Source organism: Tropicimonas aquimaris (assembly GCF_042676185.1).
Lineage (GTDB): Bacteria > Pseudomonadota > Alphaproteobacteria > Rhodobacterales > Rhodobacteraceae > Tropicimonas > Tropicimonas aquimaris.
This window is the reverse complement of sequence record NZ_JBHTJT010000023.1, coordinates 1-18,184: the sequence shown is the minus strand read 5'-3', so window position 1 is coordinate 18,184 and position 18,184 is coordinate 1. Positions and strand designations below refer to the sequence as shown.

At 66.1% G+C, this 18,184-nt stretch carries 18 protein-coding genes and 1 tRNA gene; 6 read left to right on the top strand and 13 right to left on the bottom strand.

From position 1 onward, the window contains the following. Positions 1–6 precede the first annotated feature (6 nt). The 5 genes from ACFQ2S_RS13020 to ACFQ2S_RS13000 all read right to left on the bottom strand — a co-directional run bounded on the left by ACFQ2S_RS13020 (position 7) and on the right by ACFQ2S_RS13000 (position 3,362). The gene (locus tag ACFQ2S_RS13020; protein ID WP_386075056.1) at positions 7–879 is read right to left on the bottom strand and encodes a polyprenyl synthetase family protein; all 873 of its coding nucleotides are present in this window, start codon (positions 877–879) and stop codon (positions 7–9) included. Continuing rightward, the gene (locus ACFQ2S_RS13015; RefSeq protein WP_386075054.1) at positions 876–1,118 is read right to left on the bottom strand and encodes an exodeoxyribonuclease VII small subunit; all 243 of its coding nucleotides are present in this window, start codon (positions 1,116–1,118) and stop codon (positions 876–878) included. The genes ACFQ2S_RS13020 and ACFQ2S_RS13015 overlap by 4 nt, the downstream gene beginning before the upstream one ends. Continuing rightward, positions 1,115–2,050: a histone deacetylase family protein gene (locus ACFQ2S_RS13010; RefSeq protein WP_386075052.1), complete on the bottom strand. Its 936-nt coding sequence runs from the start codon at positions 2,048–2,050 to the stop codon at positions 1,115–1,117. Before ACFQ2S_RS13010 ends, ACFQ2S_RS13015 begins: the two co-directional genes overlap by 4 nt. A 68-nt stretch (positions 2,051–2,118) precedes the next feature. Next, positions 2,119–2,853, bottom strand: a complete 735-nt coding sequence (locus ACFQ2S_RS13005) for a response regulator (protein WP_386075051.1) — start codon at positions 2,851–2,853, stop codon at positions 2,119–2,121. Further along, positions 2,850–3,362, bottom strand: a complete 513-nt coding sequence (locus tag ACFQ2S_RS13000) for a MarR family winged helix-turn-helix transcriptional regulator (protein ID WP_386075050.1) — start codon at positions 3,360–3,362, stop codon at positions 2,850–2,852. Before ACFQ2S_RS13000 ends, ACFQ2S_RS13005 begins: the two co-directional genes overlap by 4 nt. Positions 3,363–3,518: 156 nt before the next feature. Between ACFQ2S_RS13000 and ACFQ2S_RS12995 the strand changes: the two genes are divergently transcribed. Next, positions 3,519–4,388, top strand: coding sequence for a branched-chain amino acid aminotransferase (locus ACFQ2S_RS12995; protein WP_386075048.1), 870 nt, complete (start codon positions 3,519–3,521; stop codon positions 4,386–4,388). A 61-nt stretch (positions 4,389–4,449) separates the two neighbouring features. After that, positions 4,450–4,923, top strand: a complete 474-nt coding sequence (locus ACFQ2S_RS12990) for a hypothetical protein (protein ID WP_386075046.1) — start codon at positions 4,450–4,452, stop codon at positions 4,921–4,923. A gap of 32 nt (positions 4,924–4,955) precedes the next feature. Here ACFQ2S_RS12990 and ACFQ2S_RS12985 read toward each other — a convergent pair whose 3' ends face one another. The 4 genes from ACFQ2S_RS12985 to mtgA form a co-directional block, all read right to left on the bottom strand. Beyond that, the gene (locus ACFQ2S_RS12985) at positions 4,956–5,153 is read right to left on the bottom strand and encodes a hypothetical protein (protein ID WP_089233683.1); all 198 of its coding nucleotides are present in this window, start codon (positions 5,151–5,153) and stop codon (positions 4,956–4,958) included. Positions 5,154–5,255: 102 nt separating this feature from the next. Beyond that, the gene (gene queG, locus ACFQ2S_RS12980) at positions 5,256–6,287 is read right to left on the bottom strand and encodes a tRNA epoxyqueuosine(34) reductase QueG (protein ID WP_386075044.1); all 1,032 of its coding nucleotides are present in this window, start codon (positions 6,285–6,287) and stop codon (positions 5,256–5,258) included. A gap of 96 nt (positions 6,288–6,383) precedes the next feature. Beyond that, the gene (fzlA, locus tag ACFQ2S_RS12975; protein ID WP_386075042.1) at positions 6,384–7,049 is read right to left on the bottom strand and encodes an FtsZ-binding protein FzlA; all 666 of its coding nucleotides are present in this window, start codon (positions 7,047–7,049) and stop codon (positions 6,384–6,386) included. 58 nt (positions 7,050–7,107) lie between these two features. Then, positions 7,108–7,863 carry a monofunctional biosynthetic peptidoglycan transglycosylase gene (mtgA, locus tag ACFQ2S_RS12970; protein ID WP_386075040.1) on the bottom strand — a complete coding sequence of 252 codons (756 nt, stop codon included), beginning with the start codon at positions 7,861–7,863 and terminating at the stop codon, positions 7,108–7,110. A 168-nt stretch (positions 7,864–8,031) separates the two neighbouring features. Here mtgA and ACFQ2S_RS12965 point away from each other — a divergent pair, with 168 nt between their 5' ends. Further along, complete coding sequence (locus tag ACFQ2S_RS12965; RefSeq protein WP_386075039.1) at positions 8,032–8,538, top strand: hydrolase; 507 nt, start codon at positions 8,032–8,034, stop codon at positions 8,536–8,538. An 82-nt stretch (positions 8,539–8,620) separates the two neighbouring features. Here ACFQ2S_RS12965 and gltB read toward each other — a convergent pair whose 3' ends face one another. The 3 genes from gltB to ACFQ2S_RS12950 form a co-directional block, all read right to left on the bottom strand. Further along, entirely contained in the window at positions 8,621–13,171 is a 4,551-nt protein-coding gene (gene gltB / locus ACFQ2S_RS12960; RefSeq protein ID WP_386075037.1) for a glutamate synthase large subunit, read from the bottom strand. Beyond that, positions 13,168–14,007, bottom strand: a complete 840-nt coding sequence (locus ACFQ2S_RS12955) for a hypothetical protein (protein ID WP_386075036.1) — start codon at positions 14,005–14,007, stop codon at positions 13,168–13,170. Before ACFQ2S_RS12955 ends, gltB begins: the two co-directional genes overlap by 4 nt. 77 nt (positions 14,008–14,084) lie before the next feature. Beyond that, positions 14,085–15,521: an NAD(P)-dependent oxidoreductase gene (locus ACFQ2S_RS12950; RefSeq protein WP_386075034.1), complete on the bottom strand. Its 1,437-nt coding sequence runs from the start codon at positions 15,519–15,521 to the stop codon at positions 14,085–14,087. 217 nt (positions 15,522–15,738) lie between these two features. On the opposite strand from ACFQ2S_RS12950, the gene ACFQ2S_RS12945 reads away from it, so the two are divergent. Next, positions 15,739–16,542 (top strand): undecaprenyl-diphosphate phosphatase, encoded by an 804-nt coding sequence (locus ACFQ2S_RS12945; RefSeq protein WP_386075032.1) that lies wholly within the window; start codon positions 15,739–15,741, stop codon positions 16,540–16,542. Positions 16,543–16,620: 78 nt separating this feature from the next. On the opposite strand, the gene ACFQ2S_RS12940 is transcribed toward ACFQ2S_RS12945, so the two are convergent. Further along, positions 16,621–17,601: a complex I NDUFA9 subunit family protein gene (locus ACFQ2S_RS12940; protein ID WP_386075031.1), complete on the bottom strand. Its 981-nt coding sequence runs from the start codon at positions 17,599–17,601 to the stop codon at positions 16,621–16,623. Between the two features lie 173 nt (positions 17,602–17,774). On the opposite strand from ACFQ2S_RS12940, the gene ACFQ2S_RS12935 reads away from it, so the two are divergent. Both ACFQ2S_RS12935 and ACFQ2S_RS12930 read left to right on the top strand, forming a co-directional pair. Then, a tRNA-Leu gene (locus ACFQ2S_RS12935) sits at positions 17,775–17,861 on the top strand. Between the two features lie 82 nt (positions 17,862–17,943). After that, the gene (locus tag ACFQ2S_RS12930; protein WP_386075030.1) at positions 17,944–18,135 is read left to right on the top strand and encodes a DUF6538 domain-containing protein; all 192 of its coding nucleotides are present in this window, start codon (positions 17,944–17,946) and stop codon (positions 18,133–18,135) included. The last annotated feature ends 49 nt before the right edge of the window (positions 18,136–18,184 follow it).

The window sequence follows — 18,184 nt, the reverse complement described above, 5'->3', positions numbered from 1 at the left end:
CCGGGCTTACTTCTCGCGGGCGATAACGAACCGGGCCGCAGCCCGCAAGGTCTCCGCCGTCGCACCAAAGGGGGATAACGCCTCTTCGGCCTCTTCCACAAGGGCTGCTGCCCGCGCCTTGGCGCCTTCCAGCCCGAGCAGAGAGACGAATGTCGCCTTGCCGGCGTCCTCGTCCTTGCGGAGCCGCTTGCCGGCGGTCTCCGCATCCCCCTCGACGTCCAAGATGTCGTCGGCGATCTGGAAGGCAAGGCCGAGCGCGGTCGCATAGGCGGAAAGCGGCGCCGGGTCGGCCCCGGCCAGACGCGCGCCGGCCTCGGCCGACCAGCGGATCAGCGCGCCGGTCTTGTTGGCCTGCAGCTCGGTGATCTGCGCCAGCGTGAGCGGCGCGGCGGCGGTTTCGGCGGCGATGTCCTGGGCCTGGCCGAGCACCATGCCGCGGGCACCGGCGGCCTCGGCGAGCGTCGCGATCAGCGCCACGCGGCGGGCCGGGTCGCGCGCACAACCTTCCCGCGCGAGCAGGTCGAAAGCCAGCGTCTGCAGCGCATCGCCGGCCAGGATCGCCGTCGCCTCGTCCCATTTGACGTGCACGGTTGGCTGGCCGCGGCGCAGGTCGTCGTCGTCCATCGCGGGCAGGTCGTCATGGACCAGCGAATAGGCGTGCACCGCTTCCACCGCCGCGGCGGCCCAGATCGACTGGCTCTCGGACACGCCATGCAGTCGCGCGCTCTCCATCACCAGGAAGCCACGCAGCCCCTTGCCGCCGGTCACGGCATAGCGCATCGCGTCGATGATCGGCTCGCTGCCGTAGCCCCGCAATTCCGTGGCAAGGCAGGCCTGAACCCGGCCCGCCGCTTCTGCCAGCGCTGTCTGGAAATTCATTGCGGGTCGAGCGGCGCCGTGCCGGTCGGGTTGCCCTGAGTGTCGGTGGTGATAGTCGCCACCTTCTCCTCGGCCGCCTTCAGCTTGGCCTCGCAATGGGCCTTGAGCGCCTCGCCGCGCTCGTAGAGCGAGATCGACTCCTCCAGCGGGACGTCGCCCCGTTCCAGTTGCGACACGACCTTCTCCAGATCGTTCATCGCTTCCTCGAAGCTCATCTGTTCCACCGGCTTGTCGCTCATCCGCCCTGCTCCATCAGAACCTTCACATGCGCCGCCGTGCAGGCGGCCAGCGCCTCCAGATCATAGCCGCCCTCGAGAGTCGAGACCACGCGGCCCCCGCAATGCCGCCGGGCGAGGGCGCAGATCTGCTCGGTGGCCCAGGCGAAATCCTCGGCGGTGAAGTTGAGCTGCGCCAGCGGATCGGCGACATGGGCGTCGAAACCCGCGGAAACCAGCACCAGTTCGGGCGCGAAATCCTCCAGCGCGGGCAGGATTTGCCCCTCCATCGCGCGGCGGAAGGCGGCGCCGCCGGCCCCGGGCGGCAGCGGCACGTTGATGATGTTGCCATGGGCGCCGGTTTCGTGCGCAGAGCCGCTGCCGGGGTAGAGCGGCATCTGGTGGGTCGAGGCAAAGAGCACGCGGGGCTCGTTCCACAGGATGTCCTGGGTGCCGTTGCCGTGGTGGACGTCGAAATCGACGATCGCGACCCTGGTCAGCCCGTGGTGGTCGAGCGCGCGTTTGGCTGCGATGGCGATGCTGTCGAACAGGCAAAAGCCCATGGCCATGGTCCGCTCGGCGTGGTGCCCGGGCGGGCGGATGGCGCAGAAGGCATTTGTGACCTCGCCGGCCAGCACCGCGTCAACCGCCGCGACATTGGCGCCCGCAGCCCGCAGCGCCGCGGTCAGCGAGCCGGCCATGACGTGGGTGTCGGCATCGAGCGACACCCAGCCCTCGGCGGGGATCGACGTCTCGATGAACGCAACCTGCGCCTCGGGATGTGCCCGGAGTATCTCGGATCGTTCGGCCAGTGGCGCATCGCGCCTGTCGAGCGCGTCGAACTCCGGCCCGTTCAGAGCCGCGAGCACGGATTCGAGCCGCGCGACCCGTTCCGGATGGCCTTCCGGGGTCACGTGGCCGAGGCAATCGGGATGGGTAAATAATGCGGTTGTCATCTGCAGCCGCCCTCCCTGTTCTTCGGTAGCGCGCCGCCCCTTCGGCGGCGCTGTCCGTTCACGCCCGATCAGTCGGGCGCGAGCATGTATCCGGCCCCCCGCACCGTCTGAAGGTAGCGCGGCTGGCGCGGGTCGGTTTCGATCTTGCGCCGCAGCCGGGTGATCTGCACATCGACGGCGCGTTCCTGCGCCTGTCCGCCGTCGCGGCCGAGATCCTCGACGAGCTGCGCGCGGCTCAGCGCCTGCCCCGGGGCCGCGGCGAAGATCCGCATGAGCTGCGATTCGGTTGCGGTGAGCCGCACCGGCTCCTCGCCGCGCCACATCTCGGCGCGGTCGATGTCGTAGCGCACCGGCCCGAGCCGCAACACCTTGGGCAGGGTCGCGGCGGGCTCCTCGGTCGGCATCCGGCGCAGGATCGCGTTGATCCGCAGCAGCAGTTCCTTGGGCTCGAACGGCTTGGCGAGGTAGTCGTCCGCCCCGGCCTCGAGCCCGGCAATCCTGTCCTCGGTCTCGCCCCGCGCGGTCAGCAGCAGAATCGGGGTGGCGAGCCGCTCCCGCAGCGCCGCGGTCAGGCTCACACCGTCCTCGCCCGGCATCATCACGTCGAGCACGATCAGGTCGAACTCCAGCCCCGACAGCAGCCGCCGCGCCTGTTCGGCGTCGCGCGCCGCGCTCACCAGGAAGCCGTGGCGCATCAGGAATTTCTGCAACAGCCCGCGAATCCGCTCGTCATCGTCGACGATCAGCAGATGCGCGTCGATCTCGGCGCTGCCCGGCACTCCCCCCGCCTCCTTCTGCTTCATAAGCCGTTCTCCGACAGCCTCTGGTACCGCCTGCGCATTTCGGGATCCATCATCTCCTCCAGCACCGTCCGGAACCCGGCGACCGCCGCCGGCCCGGCCGAGCGGAAGGCGTCCCGCATCCGGGCCTGCTGCACGTCACTCAACTCGCGTTCGAGCAAGGCGCCCTCGGCGGTAAGATAGAGATGACGTTCGCGCTTGTCTCGGGTGCCGACCCGGCTCTCGACCAGCCCGTCCTCGATCAGCGTGCGCAGCACCCGGTTCAGCGATTGCTTGGTGACCCCGAGAATCGTCAGCAGGTTGTTGACGGTGGTGCCGTGGGAGCGGTGGATGAAGTGGATGGCCCGGTGATGCGCCCGCCCGTAGCCGCGGGATTCCAGGATCCTGTCGGGATCGGAGGTGAACCCCTTGTAGGCAAAGAACATCGCCTCGATGCCTTTGCGCAGTTGCTCGTCGGTCAGGTAGAGCAGCGTCTCGCCGCGCTGGCCTCCGCTTGTCGGTCCGTCCGCCATATCGGATTCCGTCTTTCTTCCGTTCTTCACGTTTTATGTCAGCCTTGTTGACATTGCCAGAGCCAACTGCTAGCTCCGATCAGATTTTGCGCAACTTTGCGTCCGAAACGGACATAAACTGCGCAACTTTTGAAAACCACGCCAAGGAGAGAGACGATGGCTGGCGCATATGACGATCGAGATGGCTTCATCTGGATGGACGGGCATCTCGTGCCCTGGCGCGAGGCCAATGTGCACGTACTGTCCCACGCGTTGCACTACGCATCTTCGGTCTTCGAGGGTGAGCGGTGCTACAACGGCAAGATCTTCAAGGGCGTCGAGCATTCCGAGCGGCTGCTGCGCTCCGGCAAGCTGCTGGACATGGATATCCCCTACACGGTCGAGCAGATCGAGACGGCCAAGTACGACATGCTCAAGGCGAACGGCTGGACCGACGCCTACGTGCGCGTCGTCGCCTTCCGCGGCGCAGGTGAGGACATGGGCGTCAGCTCCGCCCGTAACCCGGTCCGCATGGCGGTGGCCGGCTGGGAATGGGGCGCCTATTACGGCGACGCCAAGATGAAAGGCGCCAAGCTCGACATCGCCAAGTGGCGACGCCCGAGCCCCGAGACCATCCCGACCGCCGCCAAGGCCGCCGGGCTCTACATGATCTGCACCATGTCCAAGCACACCGCCGAGGCCAAGGGCTGTTCCGACGCGCTGTTCTTCGATTTCCGTGGCTACGTGGCCGAGGCCACCGGCGCCAACGTGTTCTTCGTCAAGGACGGCGAGGTGCATACGCCCGATCCGGACTGCATCCTCAACGGCATCACGCGCCAGACGGTGATCGGCATGCTGCGCGACAAGGGCATCAAGGTGCATGAGCGCTACATCATGCCCGAAGAGCTCGAAGGCTTCGAACAGTGCTGGCTGACCGGCACCGCCGCCGAGGTGACCCCGGTGGGCCAGATCGGAGACTACACCTTCGAGGTGGGCGCGCTGACCCGCAACATCGCCGAAAGCTACGAGAAGCTTGTCCGCGCCTGACGGCTGCGAATTCGGCCCGGCCTTAACCTCTCCTTGAGGCGGGCCGGGCCATCCTGCGGCCATGGACAAGACAGCCCGTGCGCCGCATCCGCAGCGGCAGATCTCCATTCTGGTCGCGCTGGTCGTGGCGATCGCCACCCCGGCGACCATGGCGCTCAGCTACTACAAGCTGACCGGCGACCCGACGTTCCGGCCGCTCGCCCTGACGGTCGAACGGCTGATCGCCGGCGGCGTCGATGTGGATTACGAACATGTCCGGGCGGTGGTCCATACCGGCGACACTGCCGAGGATCGCGCCCGAGCCCAACGTCTGGGGGAGGGGGTGCAGGTGGCCTTCTACGGCAAGGGGATCGACGCCCTGGTGCAGTACGAGATCGTCGCCGGCCGGGCGCCCCCCACCGTCACCTATCACGTCGCGAGGCGCAGCTTCGGTCCCTACAGCGGGGCTGCGGCGGCGCAGGGCGTCCGCGCCGCCGTCGAAGCTCTTCGATTGAACAAGGCCGCGGCACAGGCGGGCAGGGAGCACAGCTGGTAGGTCTCGCCCGACCGAACGCCGATGCCCTGGGTTCAGGCGCTGTAGCCTCGGTCGATCTTCAGAAAGGCGCGATAACGGATGGCCGGGTTGTGCGGGCCCTTCGCGCGCCGGGCAAGCGCGACGGCTGCCGGGTGCGACCCTTCCGGGGCCAGGCGGCGGCGCACGGCGGTGAAGGGCGCGAAGCGGCCCGTATCGCGGTCGCGGTTACGGTCGAGAACATGTTTGGACATGATTTCCTCCGGGGTTGACTCGCTCTGTCCTCATCTATGTGCCGAACCTTAGCAGAGGAACCCCCACTGCCCAAATGACCTGTGACAAGCTCCGGGCCGGGATCAGCCGGCCAAACGCGCCAAAGCCCACCGCGCCGCGTCGGCGACCGCCGGATCCGGGTCCGAGACCAGTTCCCCGGCCACCGGCGCTAGCCGCCGCTCACCGGAATTGCCGATCGAATAGAGCACGTTGCGCACGAACCGGTCACGTCCGATCCGCTTGATCGGCGAGCCGGAGAACCGCGCGCGGAACCCGGCATCGTCGAGCCGGGCCAGCTCCTCGAGCCGCGGCGCCTCGAGGTCGGGCCGCGCGGCATAGCGCATCTCCCGCGCCGCGACCGCGAACTTGTTCCAGGGGCAGGCAGCCAGGCAATCGTCGCAACCGTAGATTCGGTTGCCGATCCGCGCCCGCAGATCCTCCGCCACCGGTCCGCGATGCTCGATGGTCAGGTAGGAGATGCAGCGCCGCGCATCCATCCGGTAGGGCGCCACGAAGGCCTCGGTCGGGCAGGCGTCGAGACAGGCCCGGCAGGAGCCGCAATGGTCCACCTCCGCTGTATCCGCCGGCAGCTCGAGCGTGGTGAAGATCGACCCGAGGAAGATCCAGTTGCCGAGCCCCCGGCTTACCAGGTTGGTGTGCTTGCCCTGCCAGCCCAGCCCCGCGGCCTGCGCCAGCGGCTTCTCGGCGACGGGCGCGGTGTCGACGAACACCTTCACCTCGCCGCCGGCCTCCGCGATCAGCCAGCGCGCCAGCCGCTTCAGGCGTTTCTTGACCAGGTCGTGGTAATCCTTGCCCCGTGCATAGACCGAGACGTTCCCGATCTCGGGCCGGCCAAGGTCTTCCCGCGGATCATGCTCGGGCGTGTAGCTCTCGGCCAGCATCACCACGGAGCGCGCCTCGGGCCAGAGCGCCGACGGATCGCCACGCCAGCCCATCCGCTCCGCCATCCAGGACATCTGCCCGTGAAACCCCTGCGCCACGAAGGCGCCGAGCGCCTCCGGCACATGCCCGATGGCATCCGGCCGGCAGATTCCCATGGCCACGAAGCCCTCTGCCAGCGCCTGCGCTTCCAGCCGCTCCTTCAGCCCCTCCACGGCGCTGCGCGATCTTCTTGGCGAAAATACCCTCGGGGGGAGGCCGGGGCCCCGCCCCGGACGGGGGGCAGACAGCCCCCCTCGCCGCCAGCCGTCTCAGAAATCGAGGTCGGCATATTGTACGGACGGCGGGAAGCCCGGGACCTGGTCGGCCAGCAGCCCCCGGAAGGCCGGGCGCGACTTGATCTTGGCATACCAATCCTTGACGTTGGGGCTGCGGTTCCAGTCGACGTCGGAGATGTAGTCCAGCGCCGAGATATGGGCCGCTGCCGCGAAATCGGCCAATGACATCGCGTCGCCGGCGAGCCAGCGCCGCTGGTCGAGCAGCCAGTGCATGTAGTCGAGGTGATACTTGATCGCCTTGGCCCCGGCCTTCACGTTGCGGCTCTCGGGATAGCCCATCTTGGTGATTTTCTTGTTCACCCGCTCGTAGAGCAGGTTGGCGGTCACCTCGTGGTGGAACTTGTCGTCGAACCAGGCGCAGAGCCGGCGCACCTCGTAACGGTCCTCGGGCTTGCGCGGCAGCAGCGGCGGCTCGGGAATGACCTCGTCGAGATATTCGCAGATTGCCTGGCTCTCGGCCATGACCCTTCCGTCCATCCGCAGCACCGGCACCTTGCCCGCCGGGTTGCGGCGCAGGAAATCCGCGTCCTGCTCCCAGTAGCGCTCCTCCACCAGCTCCACCTCGATCCGCTTCTCGGCCAGCACGAGGCGGACCTTCCGGCAGAAGGGCGAGAGGGGGACGTGGTAAAGACGGTTCATTTTGACTAGCTGCTCGATGGGTAGAATTTCCTTTTCTTGCCGTGCCGCGCCGATGTTTTCAATCCTCGAAACAATCCGCCCTGCCATCGACGGCGATCGTCGCGGCGCCATCGGCGATGGAGGAGGCCCTGCTGCGCAGCCAGGGCGTGGGGTTGGCGGCATCCCGCCGCTTGGGGTCGGGCAGGACGGCGGCGATCCGTGCAGCCTGGGTCGCTGTCAGGTCGCGCGGGCTGGTGTTGAAGTAGCGATGCGCGGCGGCCTCGATGCCGAAGACGCCCTCGTCCATCTCCGCCACGTTCAGGTAGACCTCGAGGATCCGCTTCTTGGGCCAGACGATCTCGACCACCGGCGTGATCGCGCCCTCCAGCGCCTTGCGCAGCCAGCTCCGCCCCTGCCAGAGGAACACGTTCTTGACCGTCTGCTGGCTGATCGTCGAGGCGCCACGCTGCGCCCCGTCGTCCAGCGCGTCGCGGATTGCGGCCATGTCGAAGCCCCAGTGGAGGCAGTAGTTCGCATCCTCGGCGGCGACGATGGAACGGGGGACGTGGACCGACATGTTCTCGATCGCCACCCATTGCCGGTCGACCGTGCCGAGCCGCTGCTTCTCGGACCAGATGGTATGCGTGGTCGGCGGGTTCACGAAGCGGAACAGGATCATCAGCGCCAGTAGCAGCAGGGGGGGCACCAGCATCAGCCTCAGGAGCCAGCGCCAGCTCGACACGACGATACGCACCGGCAGGGCCTGGCGCCGCGCCTGTGTCTTCTTCGCCTTGCCCTTGGCCGGCGCCTTCTTCTTGCTGCTCGTCCTGGCCACGGCTTCGTCATGCCGCCCGGCAGGGGGACCGTCAAGCACAGAGCGGCACTGGGGGGCGCTTGCCTCGTCGCGGGGCGCGGTCAGTGCGGATCGGGCAACAGGCTGTTGACCGGGGTCATGGCAAGCCGGGCGCGACAGGCCGAGGATGGGCGGCGGGAGGATACGAGGATGAAGACGAACGCACTTCCTCATTACGACGACCGTATCAACACCACCGGATGCTGCCCACGGTTCAATCCCGAGGGCTGGGACGGGGTGGCCCTGCATTTCGAGGACAAGCCCTTCCTGCGGGCCGAGACCCGCAGCGCCATGCACGTTCCGATCAACATGGGCAGCACGTTCGAGCGGGTCGGCACGCGGATGGAGGCGGCGGGCGCGCTCGACACCGACAACATGATCGTCCTCAGCCGGGACCTGTCGCCGTGGAAGGCGGAGCACCTTTTCGCGACGGACAGGCCGGTGGAGGGGGAGGAGATGACGACGCTGTCGGGCGATTTCGTCACCAAGGTCTTCGAAGGTCCCTATCGCGAGGCACGTGCCTGGAACGGAGAGATGGAGCAACTGGTGCGGGATCGCGGCGCTGAGCCGTCGGACATCTACTTCTTCTACACCACCTGCCCGAAATGCGCCCGCGCCTATGGCGAGAATTACGTGGTGGGCGTCGCACGGATCTGAGGGCCGCACGGCACCGCCCGGCGGAACGAAAACGGGCCGCCCTGAACGGGCGGCCCGGTGTCGTTGTCGCTGGGGATCCGCTCTATTCAGCCGGGATCGCGCCTTCCTCGGTGGTCAGCGGGAAGGGGATGTGGATCAGCATTTCCTTCGGGCAGATCTGGACGAAATGGCCCAACTCCAGATCCCAGTGCTGCAGCAGGTTCGCGGCCTTGGCGGATTCGGTCTCGGCGACGTGGCGCTCGATCAACTCCCGCAGCTCGGCTTCCCAATGGGAATGGGTCACCGGGCAGGTCACCAGCGTCTCCATGTTGATCAGCTCCTGCGCGCGGCCATCGGGATCGTAGACATAGGCCATGCCCCCGGTCATGCCGGCGCCGAAGTTGGCCCCGATCGCGCCGAGGATCACCGCGACCCCGCCGGTCATGTATTCGCAGCCGTTGGAGCCGCAGCCCTCGATCACCACCTTCGCGCCCGAGTTGCGGACCGCGAAGCGCTCGCCCGCGCGGCCGGCGGCAAAGAGGTAGCCGTCGGTTGCGCCGTAGAGCACGGTGTTGCCGATGATCGTGTTCTCGTCGGCCTTGAGCGGCGAGTTCATCGGCGGCCGCACCACGACGGTCGCCCCCGACAGGCCCTTGCCGACATAGTCGTTGGCGTCGCCCGCGACCTCGATCTTGAGCCCCGGCGCGCCGAAGGCGCCGAGCGACTGGCCCGCGGAGCCGGTGAGCTTCACGGTCAGATGGTCGGGCTGGAGCGCGTTGCGCATGCCGAAGCGCTGCACGATGTGGCTCGAGGTGCGCGTGCCGATGGTCCGCAGCGTGTTCTGAACCGCATAGGACAGCTGCATCTTTTCGCCGTCCTTGAGGAAGCGGCTCGCGTCCTTGACGATCTGCGCATCCAGCGTGTCCGGCACCTCGTTGCGCGGCTTGTTGACGTCGTAGACGATCTCCTGCGCGCCATCGACGGTGATCAGCAGCGGGTTGAGGTCGAGGTCGTCCAGATAGGCGTTGCCGCGGCTGACCTGGGCCAGCAGGTCGGTGCGGCCGATCACCTCGTCGAGGCTGCGGGCGCCGAGCTCGGCCAGGATTTCCCGGACTTCCTGGGCGTAGAAGGTGATGAGGTTCACCACCTTGTCCGCCGTGCCGGTGAACTTGTCGCGCAGCTTCTGGTCCTGAGTGCAGACGCCCACCGGGCAGGTGTTCGACTGGCACTGACGGACCATGATGCAGCCCATCGCGATCAGCGCGGCGGTGCCGATGCCGTATTCCTCGGCGCCGAGCATGGCGGCGATGACGATGTCGCGGCCGGTGCGCAGGCCGCCATCGGTGCGCAGCGTCACGCGGTCGCGCAGCTTGTTCATCGCCAGCACCTGATGTGCCTCGGTCAGGCCCATCTCCCAGGGGAGACCGGCGTATTTGATCGAGGTCGCCGGTGACGCCCCGGTGCCGCCGTTATGGCCGGACACCAGGATCACGTCGGCTTTGGCCTTGGCCACGCCGGCGGCGATGGTGCCGACGCCGGAGGAGGCCACTAGCTTGACCGTCACCTTGGCGCGCGGGTTGATCTGCTTGAGGTCGTAGATCAGCTGCGCGAGGTCCTCGATGGAGTAGATGTCGTGGTGCGGCGGCGGCGAGATCAGGGTCACGCCCTTGGTGGAGTGCCGCAGACGCGCGATCAGCTCGGTGACCTTCATGCCGGGCAGCTGGCCACCCTCGCCGGGCTTGGCGCCCTGGGCAACCTTGATCTCCAGCTCCTCGCAGTGGTTCAGGTACTCGGCGGTGACCCCGAAACGGCCGGAAGCCACCTGCTTGATCTTGGCCGAGGGGTTATCGCCGTTGGGCTCGGGCACGAAATGCGCCGGATCCTCGCCGCCCTCGCCGGAGTCGGACTTGGCGCCGATCCGGTTCATGGCGACGTTGAGCGTCTTGTGCGCCTCGGGACTCAGCGCGCCGAGCGACATGCCGGGCGTGACGAAGCGCTTGCGGATCGAGGTGATGCTCTCGACCTCCTCGATCGGCACGGTGCGGCCGAGCGCCTTGAAATCCATCAGGTCGCGCAGGTGGATCGGCGGGTTGGACTGCATCTTCTTCGAATACTGCTTCCACAGCTCGAAGGAGCCGGTGTTGCAGGCGGTTTGCAACATGTGCATCGTCTGCGCGCCCCAGGCATGGGTCTCGCCGGATTTGCGGGCCTTATAGAAGCCGCCGATGGGCAGGATGTCGGTGCCGCCGAGCCAGCCCTTGGCGTGGATCTTCTCGGTCTTGCGCTGGATGCCGACGATGCCGATGCCGGAAATGCGGCTGATCATGCCGGGGAAGTATTCCGCCACCATGGCGCGGCTGAGGCCGACGGCCTCGAAGTTCAGGCCGCCGCGATAGGACGAGATCACGGAGATGCCCATCTTGGACATGATCTTGAGCAGGCCGGCGTCGACCGCGGCACGGTATTTCGCCACCGCCTCGGTCAGCGAGCCTTCGAGCAACCCGCGCGAGATCCTGTCGGCGAGGCTGTCCTCGGCGAGATACGCGTTCACCACCGTTGCGCCACAGCCGATCAGCACGGCGAAGTAATGCGGGTCGATGCATTCGGCAGAGCGCACGTTGAGCGAGCAGAAGGTCCGCAGGCCCTCGCGCGTCAACCACGAATGCACCGCGCTGGTGGCCAGGATCATCGGCATCGGCACCTTGTCGGCCGACTGGTGATGGTCGGTCAGCACGAGGTGGCCGGCGCCGGAACGCACCGCCTCCTCGGCCTCCGCACGGATCCGATGCAGGGCCTCGCCGAGGGCGTTGTGGTGCCCGTCGGCGGCGAAGGTGCAGTCGATTTCGACCATCGGCGCGTTGAAGTTGCGCACCAGCTCGTCGAACTGCGCGTTGCCGACAAAGGGGCTGTCCAGCACGATGATCTCGGTCTGGCTGCTGTCCTCGTCGAGCACGTTCTTGAGGTTGCCGAAGCGCGTCTTGAGGCTCATCACCCGGTATTCGCGCAAGGAATCGATCGGCGGGTTGGTGACCTGGCTGAAGTTCTGCCGGAAGTAGTGGCTGAGCGGGCGATACTGCTCGGAGAGCACCGCGGCGGGTGTGTCGTCGCCCATCGAGGCGATGGCCTCCTTGGCGTCCTCGGCCATCGGCAGCAGGACCTGCTCCAGTTCCTCCACCGAATAGCCGGCCGCGATCTGCCGCTTGCGCAGGTCCGCGCCGGTGAACATCGGCTTCTCGGCGACGCTGGCAAGCACCTCGTCAAGCTCGTTGATCTTGCCGACCCATTCGCCGAAAGGCTGCGAGGCGGCGAGCCGGTTCTTGATCTCGGTGTCGTGGTAGAGCTTGCCCTCGGCCATGTCGACGGCGATCAATTGCCCGGGGCCCAGTGCGCCCTTCTCCACGACCGTGGTTTCCTTGGTCGGAACCATGCCGACCTCGGAACCCGCGATCAGCAGGCCCTCGCCGGTGACGACATAGCGCATCGGGCGCAGGCCGTTGCGGTCGAGCCCGCCGCAGACCCAGCGGCCATCGGTCATGGCCAGCGCCGCGGGGCCGTCCCAGGGCTCCATCACCGAGTTGACGTAGGAATACATGTCACGCCATGCCTGCGGCAGTTCCACTGCCTGCATCGACCAGCTCTCGGGTACCAGCATGGTCTTGGCCATCGGCGCGGAGCGGCCGGCGCGAACCAGCATCTCGAACACGGAATCGAGCGCTGCCGAATCCGACGAGCCCTGAGCGATGATCGGCTTGATGTCGTCCGCCAGCTTTCCGAAGGTCGCGTGCGCCATCCGGATCTCGTGGCTTTTCATCCAGTTGATGTTGCCCTTGAGCGTGTTGATCTCGCCGTTATGGGCTAGCATGCGGAAGGGCTGGGCCAGCCACCATTGCGGGAAGGTGTTGGTCGAATAGCGCTGGTGATAGATCGCGAAGGCGCTCTCGAACCGCTCGTCCTTGAGGTCGGGGTAGAATTCGGCCACGTCCTGCGCCAGCATCATCCCCTTGTAGATCACCGACCGGCAGGAAAGCGAGCAGACGTAGAAGCCCGGCACACGGGCGGCGGCGGCGGCCTTCTCGATGCGGCGACGGATCACGTAAAGCTCGCGCTCGAACGTCTCCTCGTCCACACCCTTGGCGTTGGAGATCAGGATCTGCTCGATCTCCGGACGGGTCGCGTTGGCCTTGTCGCCGAGGCACTCGATATTCACCGGCACATGGCGCCAGCCGTAGATGTAGTAACCCATCCGCAGGACTTCGCTTTCCACGATGGTCCGACAGGTTTCCTGCGCGCCGAAATCGGTCCGCGGCAGGAAGATCTGGCCCACCGCGATCAGGCGGTTCACGTCCGGCTCGTGGCCGGTGCGGCGGATCTGGTCGTAGAAGAAGGGCACCGGGATCTGCACGTGGATGCCCGCGCCGTCGCCGGTCTTGCCGTCGGCATCCACGGCGCCGCGGTGCCAGACGGCCTTGAGCGCGTTGATGCCGTCCTCGACGACCTTGCGGCTCTTCTTGCCGTCGATGGCGACTACGAGGCCCACGCCGCAGGAGGAGTGCTCGTCTTCCTCCCGGTAGAGGCCGTTTTCGGCCATCCATTCCCGCTTGGCTGTTTCGGCTTCGGCCCAGGCGGCGTCAAAGTGAGTCAATTCCCGAGTCATTCGCGTACCCTCCGCGGTTGGGACAGCTTGCGGCCCGGGGCCGGCAGAAGCGTGTCGGTCGAATTCTGAAGGGCGCCGGCGGTCAGCGGCGCAGTTGTCTGTGTCGATTCACCCTCGGTCAGGGGGCGGAACAGGATTTCCTCGGTCGCCTCGCATTCGAAGCGGGGCATCATGTCTTCGAAGCCCGGCTCGCCGGGGCGGATGAACCGGACGGGGCTGAAATCGTTCTCCTGCTCTTCCATGCCCTGCACGAAAGTGTCGGGCCCGAGGAAGAACAGGCGTTCTTCCGGCAGGACGTACTGGTTGCCGAAGACCGAGTATTCCTCCTCCCCCGACAGCGCGTCGAGCGCGGTGGCGGAGAATTCCGTCTCAAGGAGTGTGACGCCGTCGATCACGACCTCGCGGCCGCTCAGCGTGTCTATCCCCTGGTGGACGATGTCGCGGATGCCGTCGGGGCCGGTCTCGCGCATCACGAAGGCGTAGCTGTCCGTGCCGGTTTCGATCAGATTGCTGAGCGAAGCGGGGTCGGGGCCATCCTCGACAAGAAACTCGCGACGCCCGTCCTCGAAATATCGGCTGTCGAGCCACTGGAATTCCGGGCTGTAGACGGAGACCGAGAACAGCCCGTCGACGGTGTAATGCGCCTCCCAGGTGTTCTGCTCCGGGTCGGCCTCGCAGCGCCAGTAGTGGGAGACGCCGCACCCTTTCATTTGGACCGTCAGGAACCCCTCGCAGCCCTCGGGAACCTGCACGCCCGACTGGGCATGCGCGGCCGGGGCCGTGGCGGCGAGCGCCACGGCAAGACCAGCAATCCGATGAGCGTTCCAGAGTTCCATGTTCATTCCAGAGCTGTCAGGTCGGGTGCCGGACCGCTGCACGATCCGGCCTTTTCGCAAAGGGGGCGGCGCCGTGGTTACTCGGCGGCGACCCCGGTGCTGGCGGCCTCGAATGCCTCGAGCATAGCGTCGGCCGCCTCGCGCCCGTCGCGGATCGCCCAGACCACGAGGCTCGCGCCGCGCACGATGTCTCCGACGGCATAGACGCCGGGCATCGCGGTCTCGTGGGTTCGGAAGTTCGCCTTCACGGTGCCCCAGCGGGTCACCTCCAGCGCCTCCTCGCCCCAGAGCGCGGGCAGGTCCTCAGGCTCGAAGCCGAGCGCCTTGATCACGAGATCTGCCTCTTCGACATAGTCGGCGCCCTCGATCACCTCCGGCGACTGGCGGCCGGAGGCGTCCGGCGCGCCAAGGCGCATCCGTTGGACCATCACGCCGCTCACCGGGTCGCCGGCGAAGCCCTGCGGCGCGGTCAGCCATTCGAAGACGACGCCCTCTTCCTCGGCGTTCTGCACCTCGCGCTGCGAGCCGGGCATGTTTGCGCGGTCGCGGCGATAGAGACATTTCACGCTGTCGGCGCCCTGCCGGATCGCTGTGCGAACGCAGTCCATCGCGGTATCGCCGCCGCCGATCACGACGACCTTGCGGCCCGCGGCGTTCAGCTCGCCGCTCTCGTATTCCGGCACCGTGTCGCCAAGGTTCTGGCGGTTGGAGGCGGTGAGGTAGTCGATCGCCCGTACGATCCCCCTGGCACCGGAGCCCGGCCCTTGAAGGTCGCGACTCTTGTAGACGCCGGTGGCGATCAGCACCGCGTCGTGCTTCTCGCGGATCTCGGCAAAGGAGATGTCGCTGCCCACGTTGCAGTTGAGCACAAACCTCACGCCGCCGTCCTCGAGCTGCTTGTTGCGGCGCATCACGACCTCTTTCTCCAGCTTGAAGCCGGGGATGCCATAGGTCAGAAGCCCGCCGGCACGGTCGTAGCGGTCATAGACGGTCACCTGCACGCCGGCGCGGCGCAGCGCATCGGCTGCCGCCAGCCCGCCGGGGCCCGCACCGATGATGCCGACGCTTTCGGAACGCTCCACCGCAGGACGGATTGGCTGCACCCAGCCTTCTTCCCATGCGGTGTCGGTGATGTATTTCTCCACTGCGCCGATGGTGACGGTGCCATGACCGGATTGCTCGATCACGCAATTGCCTTCGCACAGCCGGTCCTGCGGACAGATCCGCCCACAGATCTCGGGGAAGGTATTGGTGAGCTGGCTCAGCTCGTAGGCCTCCTGCAGGCGCCCTTCGGTGGTCAGGCGCAGCCAGTCCGGAATATTGTTGTGCAGCGGGCAGTGCGACTGGCAATAGGGCACGCCGCACTGGCTGCACCGGCTCGCCTGTTCGGTTGCCTTGGCATCGGCGAACTCGCCGTAGATCTCCTTGAAGTCATGCGCGCGCGCTTCCGCGGCCCGTTTCTCGGGCATCTGCTTTTCCACGGACACGAACTGGAGCATTCGCTGTTTTGCCACTGGCTTGCCTCCGTTTATCGGTTGGCGCTGATTACATGGACTCACGGGAGAAATAAAGTCACAAATGGTGACCTAAATGGACCTATTTTTTCGCCCAAGGGCGCTCCTGGAGCGAAAAAACTCTGATTTAGGTCAGCACAACTTACTAACTTTGTCGCTTTTCTTTAATAATCATCTGGTTAGGATGCGCACAAAAATCCCCTGAGGCACCGGGTTCATGTCGCTCTTCCACATACTTCTTGTCGCAATAATCCAAGGCGTTACCGAGTTTCTGCCGGTCTCCTCCTCGGGGCACCTGATTCTCCTTCCGAATCTTACAGGCCTCGATGACCAGGGACAGACCATCGATGTGGCGGTGCATGTCGGAACCCTGTTTGCCGTCATCCTTTATTTCTGGCGCGACGTTCGGGAAGCCGCGATCGGCCTCGGCCGGCTGCTTCGCGGGCGGGTCGACACGTCTGGTGCCCGGCTGGCGCAGCTGCTGCTGATCTCGACAATCCCGGTGACCTTGCTCGGGCTTTTGCTGAACATGACCGGACTGGATCAGGCGATGCGCGGGATCGCGGTGATCGGCTGGACCATGATCCTCTTCGGCATCCTGCTCTACTGGGCGGACCAGAACGGTGATGACCGCTTGGATGCAAAGGACTGGAGCGTGAAACACGCCTGGATCATGGGCCTCTGGCAGGCGGTGGCGCTGATTCCCGGCACCTCGCGCTCGGGCATCACCATCACCGGCGCGCGGATGCTCGGCTATGCCCGCCATGACGCGGCGCGGCTGTCGATGCTCATGTCGATCCCGACGATCATCGCTTCCGGCAGCCTGCTCGGTCTGGAAGTGGCGGCAAGAGGCGACCTGAACCAGATTCGCGATGCCGCCATCGCCGCGGTCTTCGCCTTTGCGGCCGCGCTTCTGGCGCTGATCCTGATGATGCGCCTGCTGCGCAGCGTCAGCTTCACGCCCTACGTGATCTATCGTCTGGTTCTGGGCACGATCCTGCTGGGCATCGCCTACTTCTGAAGTGCCTGACGCTGGAAAGAAGAACGGCCGCGCATTGGCGCGGCCGATGTCATGTTGGAAAGATGTGCTCTTGGCAGGTCAGGCGTTGAGGTTTCGCGCCGATTCCGTAAGCGTCTCGTATTGGCCGCTGGGCCGGTAGCGCCACAGGTATTCCGGCAGCACCGCTTCCATCGAGGTCGGCGTGATCCCGAGTTCCGCGAACCCCTTCGCACCGTCGCTCACCACGTTGTCGGTGGCGAGGTTCTTTACCTGGTCCAGTGTCAGAGGAGCGCCGATGATGCCGAAGCTCAGCTTCTCTGCCACGCCAAAGGCCCGCGCCATCAACTTGGCGGGCCCGAACCCCATGTCGTGCACCAGACGGCGGCGGCGGATGATCCGCAGCATCATCTCCATCAGTTCGCGGAAGGTGTCCACGTCGGGGCCGCCGAGCTCGTAGATCCCGGGTGCCGCCTCGCCGGTGGCGCCAAGCACCGCTGCCTGTGCCACGTCGTCCACGTAGACCGGCTGGAACCGGGTCTCCGCACCGACGATGGACAGAACCGGACCCAGCCGTGACATCGTGGCGAAACGGTTGAAGAACTCGTCCTCGGGCCCGAATATGACTGACGGCCGCAGGATCACCGCATTCGGCATGTGACGCAGCACACCGGCCTCGCCGGCGGCCTTGGTGCGGGCATAGTCGCTCTCGGATTCCGCCGAGGCGCCGATCGCCGAGATATGCACCATGTGTGCGACGCCTTCGGCGGCTGCCAGTCGGGCAATCCGCTCGGGGCCTTCCGCCTGAAGCGCCTCGAAGGTGTTCTTGCCGTGCTCGGCCAGCACGCCCACGCAGTTGATCACCGCATCGGCACCGTGCATCGCGGCCTTCACCGATTCTTCGTGGCGCAGGTTGCAGGGCACCGGTTCGACCTGGCCGACCTCGCCGTAAGTCCGAACGAAGAGCGCCTCGTCGGGCTCCCGCGTAGCCACCCGCACCCGCCAGCCGAGCTTGGCCATGCGCCGCGTGATGTAACGTCCGACAAACCCGGAGCCGCCATAGATCGTGACGAGCCTGGACATGGAAATACCCTCCGTACGGTGCCTTGGCATGGAGATAGCGCCCGCCGTATCGCGGAACAAGCCGCGATTGCACCGAGGGCCTGCGTCGACACCGATCGGGATCGGGAAAAAATCGTCAGAATGGCCGTTGACACCCCCTCGGGCCGGATATAATGACCGCGCTCACGACACCTGCCCAGGTGGCGGAATTGGTAGACGCGCTAGCTTCAGGTGCTAGTGTCCGTATGGACGTGGAGGTTCGAGTCCTCTCCTGGGCACCATTTCCCAAAGAAACATCAATATGTTCAAGGCATTGACCTTGAAATCGCTACACATTCGCTACACATGGCGCGTGGAGTGAGCATGAAGATCTTTGTTGAGATGGACTACCTAACGACCAACCGAAAGTCTGGCAAATACAAGTACAGGCGTAGGGTTCCGCAGGAACTGGTGGCCACGATTGGCAAGCGTGAGTTCTCTGTCTCGTTGAGGACGAGCAACGCCGCTGAAGCTGCCCGTATGTACCCGGAAATCCACCTGGAGTGCCCCATCTGAACTGGTCCACCGTTATGTTTAGGAAACGGAGGACAGAGAATGGCGAACA

Coding starts and splice junctions, on each gene's coding strand:
- ACFQ2S_RS13020 (WP_386075056.1), bottom strand. CDS start 879: ATGAATTTCCAGACAGCGCTGGCAGAAGCGGCGGGCCGGGTTCAGGCC.
- ACFQ2S_RS13015 (WP_386075054.1), bottom strand. CDS start 1,118: ATGAGCGACAAGCCGGTGGAACAGATGAGCTTCGAGGAAGCGATGAAC.
- ACFQ2S_RS13010 (WP_386075052.1), bottom strand. CDS start 2,050: ATGACAACCGCATTATTTACCCATCCCGATTGCCTCGGCCACGTGACC.
- ACFQ2S_RS13005 (WP_386075051.1), bottom strand. CDS start 2,853: ATGAAGCAGAAGGAGGCGGGGGGAGTGCCGGGCAGCGCCGAGATCGAC.
- ACFQ2S_RS13000 (WP_386075050.1), bottom strand. CDS start 3,362: ATGGCGGACGGACCGACAAGCGGAGGCCAGCGCGGCGAGACGCTGCTC.
- ACFQ2S_RS12995 (WP_386075048.1), top strand. CDS start 3,519: ATGGCTGGCGCATATGACGATCGAGATGGCTTCATCTGGATGGACGGG.
- ACFQ2S_RS12990 (WP_386075046.1), top strand. CDS start 4,450: ATGGACAAGACAGCCCGTGCGCCGCATCCGCAGCGGCAGATCTCCATT.
- ACFQ2S_RS12985 (WP_089233683.1), bottom strand. CDS start 5,153: ATGTCCAAACATGTTCTCGACCGTAACCGCGACCGCGATACGGGCCGC.
- fzlA (WP_386075042.1), bottom strand. CDS start 7,049: ATGAACCGTCTTTACCACGTCCCCCTCTCGCCCTTCTGCCGGAAGGTC.
- ACFQ2S_RS12965 (WP_386075039.1), top strand. CDS start 8,032: ATGAAGACGAACGCACTTCCTCATTACGACGACCGTATCAACACCACC.
- gltB (WP_386075037.1), bottom strand. CDS start 13,171: ATGACTCGGGAATTGACTCACTTTGACGCCGCCTGGGCCGAAGCCGAA.
- ACFQ2S_RS12955 (WP_386075036.1), bottom strand. CDS start 14,007: ATGGAACTCTGGAACGCTCATCGGATTGCTGGTCTTGCCGTGGCGCTC.
- ACFQ2S_RS12945 (WP_386075032.1), top strand. CDS start 15,739: ATGTCGCTCTTCCACATACTTCTTGTCGCAATAATCCAAGGCGTTACC.
- ACFQ2S_RS12940 (WP_386075031.1), bottom strand. CDS start 17,601: ATGTCCAGGCTCGTCACGATCTATGGCGGCTCCGGGTTTGTCGGACGT.
- ACFQ2S_RS12930 (WP_386075030.1), top strand. CDS start 17,944: ATGAAGATCTTTGTTGAGATGGACTACCTAACGACCAACCGAAAGTCT.